At 41.4% G+C, this 14956-nt stretch carries 16 protein-coding genes and 1 riboswitch; of the genes, 15 read left to right on the forward strand and 1 reads right to left on the reverse strand.

The genetic code is table 11. The annotated features are described in order from the left end of the window. The first annotated feature begins 29 nt into the window (after nt 1-29). From rplT to GMC92_RS01070, 13 genes are all read left to right on the forward strand, one after another. Nucleotides 30-389, forward strand: a complete 360-nt coding sequence (gene rplT / locus GMC92_RS01005; protein WP_000124830.1) for a 50S ribosomal protein L20 — start codon at nt 30-32, stop codon at nt 387-389. Between the two features lie 104 nt (nt 390-493). Next, nucleotides 494-961 carry a deoxycytidylate deaminase gene (locus GMC92_RS01010; RefSeq protein WP_129824413.1) on the forward strand — a complete coding sequence of 156 codons (468 nt, stop codon included), beginning with the start codon at nt 494-496 and terminating at the stop codon, nt 959-961. Nucleotides 962-1132: 171 nt separating this feature from the next. Then, nucleotides 1133-1573 (forward strand): hypothetical protein, encoded by a 441-nt coding sequence (locus tag GMC92_RS01015; protein WP_129824180.1) that lies wholly within the window; start codon nt 1133-1135, stop codon nt 1571-1573. A 135-nt stretch (nt 1574-1708) separates the two neighbouring features. Beyond that, nucleotides 1709-2140 carry a hypothetical protein gene (locus GMC92_RS01020; RefSeq protein ID WP_031574151.1) on the forward strand — a complete coding sequence of 144 codons (432 nt, stop codon included), beginning with the start codon at nt 1709-1711 and terminating at the stop codon, nt 2138-2140. 147 nt (nt 2141-2287) lie between these two features. Further along, nucleotides 2288-3514 carry an ABC transporter permease gene (locus GMC92_RS01025; protein ID WP_155125102.1) on the forward strand — a complete coding sequence of 409 codons (1227 nt, stop codon included), beginning with the start codon at nt 2288-2290 and terminating at the stop codon, nt 3512-3514. A 399-nt stretch (nt 3515-3913) separates the two neighbouring features. Beyond that, nucleotides 3914-5104, forward strand: coding sequence for a methionine adenosyltransferase (metK, locus tag GMC92_RS01030; protein ID WP_155125101.1), 1191 nt, complete (start codon nt 3914-3916; stop codon nt 5102-5104). Between the two features lie 192 nt (nt 5105-5296). After that, nucleotides 5297-6556 (forward strand): UDP-N-acetylglucosamine 1-carboxyvinyltransferase, encoded by a 1260-nt coding sequence (locus tag GMC92_RS01035; RefSeq protein WP_155125100.1) that lies wholly within the window; start codon nt 5297-5299, stop codon nt 6554-6556. A gap of 56 nt (nt 6557-6612) precedes the next feature. Then, entirely contained in the window at nt 6613-7164 is a 552-nt protein-coding gene (locus GMC92_RS01040) for a GNAT family N-acetyltransferase (RefSeq protein WP_024055817.1), read from the forward strand. Beyond that, the gene (spxR, locus tag GMC92_RS01045) at nt 7157-8434 is read left to right on the forward strand and encodes a CBS-HotDog domain-containing transcription factor SpxR (RefSeq protein WP_049515543.1); all 1278 of its coding nucleotides are present in this window, start codon (nt 7157-7159) and stop codon (nt 8432-8434) included. Before GMC92_RS01040 ends, spxR begins: the two co-directional genes overlap by 8 nt. Before the next feature lie 20 nt (nt 8435-8454). Then, nucleotides 8455-9315 carry a methionyl aminopeptidase gene (locus GMC92_RS01050; RefSeq protein WP_049483232.1) on the forward strand — a complete coding sequence of 287 codons (861 nt, stop codon included), beginning with the start codon at nt 8455-8457 and terminating at the stop codon, nt 9313-9315. Nucleotides 9316-9398: 83 nt separating this feature from the next. Beyond that, nucleotides 9399-10370, forward strand: coding sequence for a YihY/virulence factor BrkB family protein (locus tag GMC92_RS01055; RefSeq protein ID WP_155125098.1), 972 nt, complete (start codon nt 9399-9401; stop codon nt 10368-10370). Nucleotides 10371-10623: 253 nt separating this feature from the next. After that, nucleotides 10624-11088: a MarR family winged helix-turn-helix transcriptional regulator gene (locus GMC92_RS01065; RefSeq protein WP_070586089.1), complete on the forward strand. Its 465-nt coding sequence runs from the start codon at nt 10624-10626 to the stop codon at nt 11086-11088. Further along, a complete protein-coding gene (locus tag GMC92_RS01070) occupies nt 11085-11792 on the forward strand; it encodes a B3/B4 domain-containing protein (protein ID WP_049523405.1) in 708 nt (235 codons plus the stop codon). The genes GMC92_RS01065 and GMC92_RS01070 overlap by 4 nt, the downstream gene beginning before the upstream one ends. 25 nt (nt 11793-11817) lie before the next feature. Here the strand turns inward: GMC92_RS01070 and GMC92_RS01075 are convergent, their stop codons facing one another. Then, nucleotides 11818-12261 carry a GtrA family protein gene (locus tag GMC92_RS01075; RefSeq protein ID WP_155199473.1) on the reverse strand — a complete coding sequence of 148 codons (444 nt, stop codon included), beginning with the start codon at nt 12259-12261 and terminating at the stop codon, nt 11818-11820. 28 nt (nt 12262-12289) lie between these two features. Next, nucleotides 12290-12396: riboswitch (PreQ1 riboswitch) on the forward strand. On the opposite strand from GMC92_RS01075, the gene GMC92_RS01080 reads away from it, so the two are divergent. Together GMC92_RS01080 and ligA are read left to right on the forward strand one after the other, a co-directional pair. Then, a complete protein-coding gene (locus GMC92_RS01080; RefSeq protein WP_003006740.1) occupies nt 12394-12903 on the forward strand; it encodes a QueT transporter family protein in 510 nt (169 codons plus the stop codon). Its footprint overlaps the riboswitch before it by 3 nt. Before the next feature lie 85 nt (nt 12904-12988). After that, entirely contained in the window at nt 12989-14947 is a 1959-nt protein-coding gene (gene ligA / locus GMC92_RS01085; protein WP_155199474.1) for an NAD-dependent DNA ligase LigA, read from the forward strand. The last annotated feature ends 9 nt before the right edge of the window (nt 14948-14956 follow it).

The raw sequence follows: 14956 nt of genomic DNA on the forward strand, positions 1-14956 counted from the left end.
AATTCTAGGAAATATTGGAGGAAATATAAATGGCACGTGTTAAAGGTGGCGTTGTATCACGCAAACGTCGTAAACGTATTCTTAAATTAGCTAAAGGTTACTATGGAGCTAAACATATCTTGTTCCGTACTGCAAAAGAACAAGTAATGAACTCTTACTACTATGCATACCGTGACCGTCGTCAAAAGAAACGTGACTTCCGTAAATTGTGGATCACACGTATCAATGCGGCAGCTCGTTTGAACGGACTTTCATACTCACAATTGATGCATGGTTTGAAATTGGCTGAGATCGAAGTTAACCGTAAAATGCTTGCTGACTTGGCTGTTAACGATGCAGCAGCTTTCACAGCTCTTGCAGATGCAGCTAAAGCAAAACTTGGTAAATAATATTTATAAGGCTGAGGAGTTTTCCTCAGTCTTTTTTTCTTGCTGATTTCATGCTATAATGAAAATAATCGTAACCGATATGAGGAGAGATGGAGGATACAAAGGTGACACACAATCGACTAGCATGGGATGAATATTTTGCAGCACAGGCCTTACTGATTTCGAATCGAGCGACATGTAATCGAGCGAAAGTAGGTGCTGTTCTGGTTAAGGATAATAAGGTCATTGCAACAGGGTATAATGGATCCGTTTCTGGGACAGATCATTGTCTAGAGGATGGCTGTCTTATGGTCGAGGGACACTGTGTCCGGACGATTCATGCGGAAGTCAATGCGATTTTGCAAGGAGCTGAACGTGGAATTCCTAAAGGCTTTACAGCTTATGTGACGCATTTTCCTTGTCTCAATTGTACCAAGCAGTTGCTTCAAGTCGGTTGCAAGCGAGTGGTATACATTCATCAGTACCGCATCGATGAATATGCCGAATACCTCTACCGCGAAAAAGAAGTAGAACTGGTTCATCTGCCGATTGAAGAAGTCAAAAAGGCTATTGCAGAGGCTGATTTTATTTAGGGAAGGCTTCCAGTCTATTTCATGATATGTTAGCAATCTAACTGGAAACCTGTCCAAATTAATGTTTAAGAGATAGCATTGAATAGATGGCTATCATGAAAAGAATGATGGAATCAAGAATAATGGTGTTAACGGAAAAACATAAAAATATAAGAAAGTTAGGAGAAAGTGATGACAAACCAAGAGAAACATCTTGAGGAAAATAAAGAACATAGTAAGATCAGTGAAGATTATCCCAATTTTGTATCTGTTCAGAATTCTCCAAAAGAAAATAGCTTACATTCTATTCTTCTTTCAGCGACATTTTACTTATCCATTATCTATCTTGTAATGTTTGTCTGTTACTTTGCACCTTGGGGTGATGGTTGGGGATTTGTCGTTTTGATTTTCCTTGGTCCAAACTTATTAAGTCTTGCGATTGGAGCCTTTCTAATTCGACTAGGGATGAAGAAGGGGAATAAAAGCCTTCTCTATGCGAGTATTGGACTCTATCTGCTGTCTATCATCTTGGCTTTTGATCCGGACTGGGAAATATTTCGAATTGCTCCCTTATGTTTAGGTATTTTGGATTTAATCGGAACACTCCTGGTTAAAGAAGTGAAAAGCTCTTAATTAAAAAATGGATATGGTCAACTCTACTCAATAAAAAATATTCGGGTCGATTAAAGCCCTAGTTAAATCAGTTCTTCCGCTCTATTTTTAAGCGCTATTATTTGAAAGAATAACTAAAAATGTTTGGAGAAAGTTATGACAGATCAACAAAAAAATCCTGAAGTAGATAAAGAAAATGAAGCATATGCTTCAGATGAAAGTCTTTTTCCGAACAATGAAATGAAGCCAGAGAAGAGAATTGGAAATTCTGTAATCCTTTCTATTGCTTTGTTTTTGGCCATTGTTTATATAGTTTTACTTTTATTAGGTCTCTTTTCAATGGGAGCGTGGGCTGGTGGCTTTTTGTACTTTTTGGGAATCCATATGATTAGCTTTGTGATAGCAACCATCCTGCTTTGGAATGGAATAGTGAATGCCAATAAAGCAACTCTTTATATGGCAGTAGCTATTTATGTTTTTTCATTTATTGCTGCGGGTGATCCGGATTGGGTGATTAATCATATACCACCGTTTGTGGTAGGAGTGCTGGTATTGATTGGAACTGTATTGTTAAAAAATGGAGACTGATGATAGGAGGTAGGGTGTTCAATCCTATCTTTTTTATTTATTTATTTATTTAGTACTGATAACGCAATAGGAAAACGGTTACAAATTGTGTTATAATTTAAATAAATGAATCGTTAAATACTTTTCTTAGAAAGCGGAGGAGAATCTATGTCTAGAAAAAAATGGTATGGTATACTGCTAATTCTTGAAGCAATTCTTTATCTTGTTTCTTATGGTAGTAGTATAGTAGTGAACTATAGTTCCCAAAGTTTAAATGAAAATACACCACTGTTCACTGTCTCTAGTATTTTTTCTATATGGAATGGAATGATTATTTGCTGGGTAATTTGGAGAATCATGAATCAGCGTTTAAATGTTGAAGGATTGATAGCTGCTCTTCTCCTCTCAATTACCCAACTACTGATGTTTTTTTTACCACCTTTCTCCCCAACAAATCTGATGAACATTTCCTTTGTGCTAAATATCATTTGTTTAATATGGATTTGCCTGCTTATAAAGAATGTAGAAATGAGGGAGCTTTTAAACAATTGGAAAAGTAAAGATGGTTGGAAATCATCGATAGCTTATTTAGTACTATTTGTTTCCTCTACAAATATTTCTCCACTATTTATATTGATTGGTATGGATAGAACGAGTGACATTTACGCTTTTACACTGCGATACACTGTAATGGAGTTAATGTTTCTACTTCTGATTAATGTTATGATCACAAGTACAAGTGATAAACTTCAGAAAGTATTTTCTCTTTTGATAATTTTATCTTCTCTTGTTGAGATAGGTGTAGTATACTCTTTCATCTCTCGTATAAGCTTCTACGGTCTCTTTTATCTTCTCTTATCGATTTATATTGTTTGTCGTGTTTTTGGTTTGTTTGATAAAGTTGCAGCTAGCTGGGAGTCCAAGGTGAAAGTACAAGATCTATCATCTATTGAAACTAAACCAGAGATGGCGTACTCTCAAGTAGAAGGAGACATAGATGTAAACGATCAGTTGAATGCTGAGATACGATCAAACAATGATAAAGAAAATTCGCCAAAAAGAATTATTTTTCAGTCGTCTTGGTTATGGAGCGCCCTTATAATAGCAGTCTGTCACCTTGGTATTATGATTTTTCCTTTATTTTTAGGAAACCCCATGTATCTACTGATCTTATATATTGGTGCCATCCATTATATTTGTTTTATGATTGCGACTATATTACTTTTCATTGGTATGAGAAAAGGAAGTAAAGGACTCCTAAATGTGGCAGCTATCTTATTTGTTATTTCCATTATAGGTACGCTAGATCCTTATTGGACAGGTCCAAATATTTTATCCTTTATTCTGGGAGTCTTGGTATTTATTGGAACTATATTATTTAAAAATGAAGACTGATTAAAGTAGATAGGGGTGAAAATTTTTAAAGAACTGTTATCATTTAAGTAGGTGGTAGGTTTTCGAGTACCCATTGGTACGCGGACGCCTACCATTTTTGAAGATAAAAAAAGCACCGTGTGAGGGTGCTAGATCTTGCCTGCTGAACTCGTCAATTGATAGATACCCTACGGGGTATTTTTGTGAACTTTTTAGGAACTTTGAGGACTGTTTAAGTCAGTTTAACTGGGTAGTGCATAGACTGAAAAAGCTGATTTAATGGGCTTTTTGAAAAACCATTTTCCATATCATATGTAATGTGTTATAATGAAGTGTTATATGGTCCCGATAAGGTGGTAGAAATCTTCTATCAGTACTTTGTAACTCTATAACAATATTTTTTTAAGGGGGGACATTTTTATGTCAGAACGTAAACTTTTCACGTCTGAATCAGTATCTGAGGGGCATCCAGATAAGATTGCAGACCAAATTTCAGATGCTATTTTAGATGCTATTTTAGAGCAAGATCCAGAATCACACGTTGCGGCTGAAACAGCTGTTTATACAGGTTCAGTCCATGTTTTTGGTGAAATTTCAACAAATGCATATGTCGATATTAACCGTGTTGTTCGCGATACGATTGCAGAAATTGGCTATACCAATACAGAATATGGTTTCTCTGCTGAAACTGTTGGAGTACACCCATCATTGGTGGAACAATCTCCTGATATCGCTCAAGGGGTAAACGAAGCCCTAGAAGTACGTGGGAATGCGGATCAAGATCCACTCGATTTGATCGGTGCAGGAGACCAAGGTCTCATGTTTGGTTTTGCGGTGGATGAAACAGAAGAACTCATGCCATTGCCAATTTCACTCAGCCATAAGTTGGTTCGTCGCTTGGCAGAATTGCGTAAGTCAGGTGAAATCAGCTATCTTCGTCCAGATGCGAAATCGCAGGTCACTGTTGAGTACGATGAAAACGACCGCCCAGTGCGCGTGGATACGGTTGTTATTTCAACCCAACACGATCCAGATGTCAGCAATGAACAAATCCACGAAGATGTGATTAACAAGGTCATTAAAGAAGTGATTCCAGCTTCTTACCTAGATGATGAGACTAAATTCTTCATCAACCCAACTGGCCGCTTTGTTATTGGTGGACCTCAAGGGGACTCAGGATTGACAGGTCGTAAGATCATCGTCGATACCTATGGTGGTTATTCACGTCACGGTGGTGGTGCCTTCTCTGGTAAGGATGCAACCAAGGTGGACCGTTCGGCTTCTTATGCAGCTCGTTACATTGCTAAAAACATCGTAGCGGCAGGTCTTGCTAAGAAGGCAGAAGTGCAATTGGCTTATGCGATCGGGGTGGCACACCCGGTATCTGTTCGTATCGATACTTTCGGTACAAGTACTGTTGCTGAGAGCAAATTAGAAGCAGCAGCGCGTGAGATCTTTGATCTTCGCCCTGCAGGGATTATCCAAATGCTGGACCTCAAACGTCCAATCTACCGTCAAACAGCAGCATACGGTCATATGGGACGGACAGATATCGATCTTCCATGGGAACGTTTGGACAAGGTAGAAGCTTTGAAAGATGCTGTAAAATAATTCGTTGAAATGGAAAAGTTAGGGTCAAGTTGATCCTAGCTTTTTTTCGTTTTGAAAATTCCTACAGATGGAAAAATAGGTCGATCTGTGGTATAATAGATGCAGTATTTTGAATACGTTGTCCCTTTTATTTCCGTTACAAAAAACGATAGTAAAAGGAAAAAGACTTGAAAGAGCTAATAAATTATTAAGATGAAAAAAATTGTAATAAATGGTGGTCACCCTCTAAAAGGAGAGGTGACCATTAGTGGTGCAAAAAATAGTGTAGTAGCCCTGATTCCGGCGACCATTCTGGCGGATGATATCGTGACCCTTGATGGGGTACCGGATATCTCTGACGTGGCGAGTCTGATTGAAATCATGACCATCATGGGGGCTAAGATCGAGCGCAAAGAAGACAGTTTGATCATTGATCCACGTGGGGTGAAGAATATGCCTATGCCATTTGGAAAGATCAATAGCTTGCGAGCTTCCTATTATTTCTATGGTAGCTTGTTAGGACGTTATGGTCAAGCAACTGTTGGACTACCTGGAGGGTGTGACCTTGGACCACGTCCGATCGATTTGCATTTGAAGGCCTTTGAAGCAATGGGAGCCGCTATGACCATGGATGGCTCTAGTATGAAACTTGCGACTGATGGCAAGCCTCTTCAAGGAGCAAACATCTACATGGATACTGTTAGTGTCGGTGCAACGATCAATACGATTTTGGCAGCGGTCAAGGCTGAAGGTCGGACAGTGATCGAAAATGCTGCGCGGGAACCTGAGATTATCGATGTGGTAACCTTGCTCAACAACATGGGAGCCCATATTCGGGGAGCAGGTACGGATATCATAATCATTGATGGTGTTCCACAATTGCATGGAACTAGACATCAGGTGATTCCAGATCGCATCGAAGCTGGAACCTATATTGCCCTTGCAGCTGCTATTGGAGAAGGTATCCAGATCAATAATGTCCTGTATGAGCATTTGGAGAGCTATATTGCCAAGTTAGAGGAAATGGGTGTGCGCATGACCATTTCTGAAGATAGCATCTTTGTAGAAAAGCAGACGGGCTTGAAGGCGATCCAGATTAAAACGTCTCCTTATCCTGGTTTTGCGACTGATTTGCAACAACCGATCACACCTTTGCTCTTAACGGCTGCAGGACGTGGGCGCATTGTTGATACGATTTATGAAAAACGGGTCAACCATGTGCCAGAATTGGCTAAAATGGGAGCCACCATTTCGACCTTAAACGACCACATTATCTATGAAGGGCCAAATCAATTGACAGGATCCAGTGTGAAAGCGACGGATCTTCGAGCTGGTGCGGCTTTAGTGATCGCCGGTCTCATGGCTTCTGGAACAACAGAAATTACAAATGTGGAATACATCCTTCGCGGGTATTCAGATATTATTCATAAATTGACCCAACTTGGAGCAGACATCCAGTTGGTAGAGGAATAGTGACAGAACTAGGGATCTGATAGTGGCGGCTGGATACACGAACAATGGAGTTTGAAATGAATATTTGGACGCACTTAGCTGCCTATTCACTAATTGAAACACAAAGGTTGTATTTACGACCTTTTCTCTTTGAGGATGCGGAAGATTTTTATAAGATTGCTTCGAATCCTGATAACCTACAATTTATCTTTCCTGCACAAGCCGATCTTTCTGAAACTCAATATGTACTAGCCAACTATTTCATGAAAAATCCTTTGGGGGTTTGGGCGATCTGTGATCAGGAAACCAATCAGATGATCGGTTCGATCAAGTTTGAAAAGTTGGATGAAATCAAGGGTGAGGCTGAGTTAGGCTACTTTTTACGCAAAGATTTTTGGGGAAAGGGTCTGATGACAGAAGCGGTCAAAGAGTTGGTCTATCTATCATTTGAGAAATTTCAACTGAAGGAGCTTAAGATTGTCACCCATGTTGAAAATGCAGGGAGTCAAAAGGTCGCTTTGAAGGCTGGTTTTCGTCTCTTTCGTCAATTCAAAGGGAGTGACCGCTATACGCGTAAAATGCGCGATTATTATGATTTCCGCCTAGGTAGAGGGGACTTCTATGAGTAAACACCAAGAGATTTTAGACTATCTCGAAAAATTACCGATTGGAAAACGGGTCAGTGTCCGCAGTATCTCCAATTTTTTGAATGTCAGTGATGGGACGGCCTATCGTGCCATTAAAGAAGCTGAAAATCAAGGAATTGTCGAAACGCGTCCTAGAAGCGGGACCATCCGTGTCAAATCGCAAAAAGCTGTACTAGAGCATTTGACCTATCGGGAAATTTTAGAAATCACCGGCTCTGAAATATTAGCAGGTGAAGAGGGACTCGAAAAAGAATTTAATAAATTTTACATCGGTGCCATGACGGAAAAGCACGTCCTAGACTATGTGTCTGAAGGGGGACTTTTGATCGTGGGTGACCGCACTAGCATCCAACGATTGGCTCTTAAGCATGACAATGCGGTCTTAGTGACAGGTGGCTTTGAAGTGAGTGAGGATGTGATTGATCTGGCCAATCAGGTACAAATCCCAGTCATCCGAACTTCACACGATACCTATACCGTCGCGACTATGATCAATAAGGCCTTGTCTAATATGCAGATCAAGACGGATATCTTGACAGTCGAGCAGGTCTATCGGCCCTTCCATGAGTACGGCTATCTTTCTGAGACGGATACGGTCCGGGATTATTTAGATTTGGTTCGAAAGAATCGCTTTAGTCGTTTTCCGGTTGTCAATCAGCACCAGATGGTAGTGGGCGTCGTAACCATGAGAGATGCTGGAGATAAGGCGCCTCAGACGACCCTTGATAAGGTGATGTCACGGACCATTTTTACCACTAATTTGTCCACCAGCATTGCGACGATTAGCCAACGGATGATCGCTGAAGATTATGAAATGATTCCTGTTGTTCGTAATAACCAGACCTTGCTGGGTGTTATTACGCGTCGGGATGTCATGGATCGGATTAGCAAGGTGCAGTTTTCGAGCTTACCAACCTTTAGTGAGCAAATTGGTCAAAAGATTCAAACAGAGAACGACCATTACCAATTCACAGTGGAGCCAAGTATGCTGGAGAAAAGCGGTGTTTTGGCCAATGGAGTCATGATCGAAGTGCTGATGAAGGTTATTCGCAAGATGATGCAACACAGTGGGCGTAGCTTGATTGTCGAACAGTTGATCATCAATTTTTTACAGGCTGTGCAGGTGGATGATGTGATCCGCATTGAACCACAGCTTGTTCGGCGAACCAGACGTTCGGCTTTGGTTGATTTTAGCTTGTATTTAGATCTGCAGCTAGTCGCGAAAGCAACCATTACGATTAAGATTAATTAAACAAAAGAAATGAGGAGACAATGATTACATTAAAATCACAACGTGAAATTGAAGCCATGGATCGTGCAGGAGATTTCCTTGCCAGCATCCATATTGGATTACGTGACCTGATCAAGCCAGGGCTTGACCTATGGGAAGTTGAAGAATATGTCCGTCGTCGCTGTAAAGAAGCCAATGTCTTGCCGCTTCAGATCGGTGTAGAAGGTAGTCTCATGGACTATCCTTATGCGACTTGCTGTGGTTTGAATGACGAAGTAGCCCATGCTTTTCCACGTCACGTCATTCTCAAAGATGGGGATCTCCTCAAGGTAGACATGGTCTTGTCAGAACCACTGGATAAATCTGTTTTGGATGTATCGAAATTAGATTTTGACAATGTGGCGCAAATGAAGAAATACACTGAGTCATACAGTGGTGGCTTGGCGGACTCTTGCTGGGCTTATGCGGTTGGCAATGTTTCCCAAGAAGTCAAAGATTTGATGGACGTGACCAAAGAATGTCTCTATAAGGGAATTGAGAAAGCGGTCGTTGGCAATCGCTTGGGAGATATTGGTGCAGCGATTCAAGAGTATGCGGAAAGCAAGGGCTATGGCGTGGTGCGTGACTTGGTAGGACACGGTGTTGGGCCTACCATGCATGAAGAACCAATGGTCCCACATTATGGTCGTGCTGGACGTGGTCTTCGCTTACGTGAAGGGATGGTCTTGACGATTGAGCCAATGATTAATACCGGTACTTGGGAGATTGATACAGATATGGAAACTGGTTGGGCCCATAAGACCCTTGACGGTGGCCTTTCTTGTCAATACGAGCATCAATTTGTGATTACAAAAGATGGTCCAGTGATCTTGACTAGTCAAGGTGAAGAAGGAACATACTAAAAAATAGAGAGGAAAGAATGGAGCTGAAGGCAAGTGTCTGGTTTCGCTCTTTGCTCTTTTTTAGTAAAATGGGGAGGTGACGAATGAAAAAGGTCCTACAAAAAATACTGGGACAGCCATTTATAAAGGGCTTCGTGCGGTTTTATCAGAGTGCAGAGTCTGATATCACTAGCATTGCGGTGGCCTATTATTTGCTGATCTCCATTTTTCCATTGATGCTGATTGCAGCCAATATTTTACCCTACTTTCATATTCGTCCCACTCAGATTCTTTTAAGCTTACAGAAAGTTTTGCCAGCCTCCTTATATCGAATAGTGGCACAGATGATTTCGAGTGTGTTGACCAAACCTTCGACAGGCTTACTGAGTTTCTCGATTATTTCTGCTTTGTGGATCTTCTCTCAGAGCATTGCCTACCTCCAAAAAGCCTATAACAAGAGTTATGGGGTGGAAAAGGAGCGTGGTATTATCTGGGGGCGACTCTTTAGCTTTCTGATCAGTTTTGCCTTGCAGGGTTTGTTTGGACTCTCGCTGATCCTTTCCATGTTTGGGAAAATGATCGTTCGCTATCTCTATCAGACTTTTTCGTTTGATCGGACGATTTATGTGCGCTTACTGAATTTGACAGAGCCAACCATCTACCTCTTACTCTTTGTTAGTCTGGTCTTGCTCTATTACACCCTTCCAAATGTCAAAATTCCAAAATTTAGATATGTATTGCCAGGGGCGACCTTTGTTGTTGCTGTCCTGTATGCGATCTTAAATATCTTTTGGAAATATGTGGATCGCTATGTGAGTCATTTCTTAGATGCCCGTTTCTTTGGTTCGGTCGTCCTAGCGGTCATTATGTTCTGGTTCATCTTGGTGGCAAAAATCATGATTATTGGTTGTATTTTAAACGCCAGTATCCAATTTGCCAGAGAAGACAAGTTCCAAACGCGCAGTGGAGAAATTGTCTCTAAGTTAAAATCAGAAGAAGTGGACTTTCGACATAGAGAAGTTTCACAAAAATTAAAGCGTCGGTTACGCTTGATAAAAAAAGAAAAAACGGAATAAGGGAGAGTGGGACAGAAATCGGTAATTCGTTAGAATTCGATTTCGTCGTCCCACCTCCGCACAGTTGAGTAGGGCTGTAAAAGCTGATGGGATCAGCGTAGTAGAGCCCACTCAACCACTGCGTCTTGCTCGACAATTCAAAAATAATTGAGAGGCTAGGACTTTTGTCCCAGCCTCTTTTTTTCTTATTTATTTTTATTGCATTTGCAACAAAAATATGTTATGCTACTGTTAATAGGAAAGGAGGAGTGAGATGAGTATTTTGCGTGAGATCGGCATCATTGCGCGAGCTCTGGATTCTATAGCAAATATTGAATTTCGAGATTTGGATTTGGCGCGTGGTCAATACCTCTACCTGGTGCGAATTGCGGAGCAACCTGGAATTATTCAGGAAGAACTCTCTGAGCTCTTAAAAGTAGATCGCTCAACTGTTGCCCGATCCGTAAAAAGACTAGAAGAACGAGGAATGATTCAACAGCGCCCAAAGGGTGAAAACCTTAAAACAAAGGAATGGGAATTAACTGAAAAAGGTAAGCAGATTTACCCCTTCATTTTAGGGGAGCATCTTTACTCTGAGACAACTGCCTTAAAAGGATTTTCCAAAGAAGAAGTCGCACAGTTAGAAGAGTATCTGATCCGAGTTCGTGAGAATATCACCTTGGATTGGGAACTAGTCAAAAAAGGTCAAAAAAGAAATTATAGTGAGGTAAAGCAATGAAAGTGACAGTCGATCAAGCATTTTGGGATTTATTTCCAACAGCTAGAATTACAGTAATGTCCTTGTATGGTATTGATAATACAGTAGATGAAGCCAAGGATCCTTATTTCAAAGAATTATTGGACAAGGGTGCCAAGCGAGCATGGGAATTTATCGATGAAGAAAACTATACCCAGAGTGAGTTCGTTCAAGAGTGGCGCCAAGCTTTTAGCAAGTTTAAAACAAAAAAAGGAGCCCGATCTTCAATCGAAGCACTCTTAAAACGGGTTCACCAGGGACGTGAATTCTATCCGATTAATCCTTTGGTGGATCTTTACAATAGCGTGTCGATGGCTTATGCCCTTCCTTGTGGGGGAGAAGATATGGATAAATTGGTGGGTGGCCTCTCTCTAGGTCAAGCGAAAGGAGGCGAACCTTTCTTTCCATTAGGAGCTGACGAAGATGCGCCAGCTTTGGAAGGGGAGATCATCTACTACGACCAAGAAGGCGCCGTTTGCCGTTGTTTGAATTGGCGTGAGGCTCAAAGAACCATGCTAACTGAAGATACCAAGGACGCTATTTTGGTCATTGAAGCCATCAACGAGGAGCAGGCCAAACGAGCCCAAACAGCCATGCAGGAATTGAAAGATCTAGCCAAGGATTATTTTGGGGTTGAAGGCACCATCTATCAATTAAGTGCAGAGCATGCAAGTATAGAAGTTTAAAAGAATAAAGCTTGAAACAATCGTTTCAAGCCTTATTTTTGTTTTTAAAGACAAAGAGTTTACTAAAGACGTAATTGAGGACCACAATGGCCACTTGTGCAAAGAGGGTTTCAATCAGATTGATTTGACTCTTGTTATTGTTGACAAATTGCCCGATAATTCCTGGGAATTGCTTGACAAAAATCTCAGTCAAGGCCATATCTAGAATAAAGGTCCCAGAGCGCGCAATTGCAAATCGAATCAAGCGCTGAAACCAGCCCTTTCTTTCTTGTTTAAAGACAATGGTATCGTTGGTCGCAAAGGCAAAGAGGATCCCAGCGATGTTTCCAATCGCGGTCGCTAATCGTTCATCACGAGACACTTGATAGATGAAGAGGCGGGTTCCGACGGAAACAATGGTTGTGGCAACCCCAAAAAAGAGATAGGATAAAATTTCATTATCAAAAAATTTTTTAATTAGTGTTTTCATAAATTCAGTCTACCATAAAACCTCAAAATATGCTATACTTGAAAGGTTGAAGAAATCAAACCTTCAACCCTTGGTGCTTAAGATCCTTTCGCCAAGCATATTACACGCGGGAAAACCGCTAAAGGAGAATAAATGAAACAGTTAACTGCTCGTGATATGGCACAAATTGCCATTGTTGCTGCGATTTATATCGTATTGACCATTACCCCACCTCTCAACGCTATGGCCTACTATGGCTATCAATTCCGTGTTTCGGAAATGATGAATTTCTTAGCTTTTTACAATAAGAAGTACTTGATTGCGGTGACGCTTGGTTGTATGATTGCTAACTTATTTAGTTTTGGATGGATCGATGTCTTTGTCGGTGGAGGTTCAACCTTTGTCTTCTTAGGACTTGGACTCATTTTATTTGGTCGATTCAAAAACAAGTTCTTGTTTGACGGTCTTATTCGCTTGGACCATTTCTTGTTTGCGATTTTCTTTTCCATCTCCATGTTTACGATTGCCTTGGAACTTTATTACCTTCAAGGCCAACCATTCTTCTATAACTGGTTGACCATGGGATTGGGTGAATTTGCATCCTTGATTTTTGGAGCGATTGTGATCAATCAACTTTCTAAACGGATCGATTTTACAAAATAAGAAAAGGGAGCTTTGGCTCCTTTTTTTCATGCTAAGAATGCAGTAAATTCAAGGCTAAATTAAGATTTTATGATAAAATAAGAACATGAAAACCAGAATGAAAGAATTAGTGGAATTACTCAATCGTTATGCTTACGAGTATTACACAAAAGACGCTCCATCTGTTTCAGATAGTGAATATGATCAATTATATCGGGAGTTGGTGGAACTAGAAACCGCTCATCCTGATGAGATCTTACCAGAGAGTCCAACTCACCGTGTAGGTGGGGTGGTTTTAAAAGGCTTTACCAAATACCAGCACCAGTATCCCCTTTATAGTTTGCAGGATGCTTTTTCGCGTGAAGAATTAGAAGTCTTTGATCAGCGTGTCCGTAAGGAATTTCCTTCCATCAGCTATGTATGTGAGCTGAAGATCGATGGCTTGTCCATTTCCCTCACCTATGAAAATGGTGTCCTCGTAACGGGCGCAACACGTGGAGATGGTTCTGTCGGTGAGGATATTACAGAGAACCTCAAACGGGTCAAGGACATTCCTTTGGTGTTACCAGAGCCAGTGAACATTACAGTTCGAGGCGAGTGCTACATGCCACGGGCTTCCTTTGATCGGGTCAATCAGATCCGTCAAGAAAACGGCGAGCCGGAGTTTGCTAATCCGCGGAATGCTGCTGCAGGAACACTTCGCCAATTGGATACGAAAATCGTGGCCAAGCGAAATCTCGCGACCTTCTTGTATCAAGAAGTGAGTCCGACGGATCAAAGCAGTCAGGAAGGCGTGCTTGAGAAATTAGCCCGCTTAGGCTTTGTCGTGAACCAAGAGCGAGTGTTGGCTGAGGATATGGAGCAAATCTGGGACTTTATCCAAAAAGTAGCTCAGCTTCGGGAGGATCTTCCCTACGACATCGATGGGATCGTCATCAAGGTCAATGACCTAGCTGTTCAAGAAGAACTAGGCTTTACCGTAAAAGCTCCTAAATGGGCTGTCGCCTATAAGTTTCCAGCTGAAGAAAAAGAAGCAAAAATTTTATCAGTCGATTGGACGGTTGGACGGACCGGAGTCGTGACGCCAACTGCTAATCTAACTCCAGTCCAGCTAGCCGGAACCACTGTTAGTCGGGCAACCTTGCACAATGTGGACTATATTGCTGAAAAAGACATTCATCAGGATGATACCGTCATTGTCTACAAGGCGGGTGATATCATTCCAGCGGTCTTGCGTGTTGTCAAAGATAAGCGAGTCTCTGATCAAGCATTAGCCATTCCAACTCATTGTCCGAGCTGCCAGAGTGAGTTGCTTCATTTTGAGGATGAGGTGGCCCTTCGCTGTATCAATCCGCTCTGTCCAGCACAGATTAAGGAAGGATTGAACCACTTTGCCAGTCGGGATGCTATGAATATCACAGGCTTGGGTCCAGCTGTTGTAGAGAAACTCTTCGCAGCTCAGTTGGTAGAGGATGTAGCTGGGATCTATCGTCTGACAGTTGAGGACCTATTGACCTTGGAAGGCTTTAAAGAAAAATCTGCTGAAAAACTCTATGAAGCCATTCAAGCTTCAAAAGAAAATTCAGCTGAGAAATTACTCTTTGGTTTGGGGATCCGCCATGTCGGTAGCAAGGTTAGTCAAATCTTGCTCCAAGAATTCCATGACCTCGATCAATTGGCTACAACTGATCCAGAACGAATTGCCAGCATTGACAGTCTCGGTATGGTCGTGGCTGAAAGCCTCAAGCGTTATTTCGCACAAGAAGGATCCAAGCGCCTATTGCAAGAGCTTAAAGAAGCTGGTGTCAATATGGCTTATCTTGGTGAAAAAGTCGCTGCTGATGCGGCCCTATCAGGAATGACAGTCGTTTTGACTGGGAAGCTAGAGCGACTCACGCGTTCAGAAGCCAAGGCAAAATTAGAAAGTCTGGGCGCTAAGGTAACTGGATCGGTTTCCAAAAAAACAGATTTAGTTGTTGCAGGCAGTGACGCTGGTAGCAAATTAACCAAAGCACAAGAATTAGGAATCCAGGTAGAAGATGAGGCCTGGCTTGAAAGTTTATAGAGGATCTTT

Origin of the sequence: Streptococcus parasanguinis, assembly GCF_009717775.1 — a bacterium.
Lineage (GTDB): Bacteria > Bacillota > Bacilli > Lactobacillales > Streptococcaceae > Streptococcus > Streptococcus parasanguinis_AG.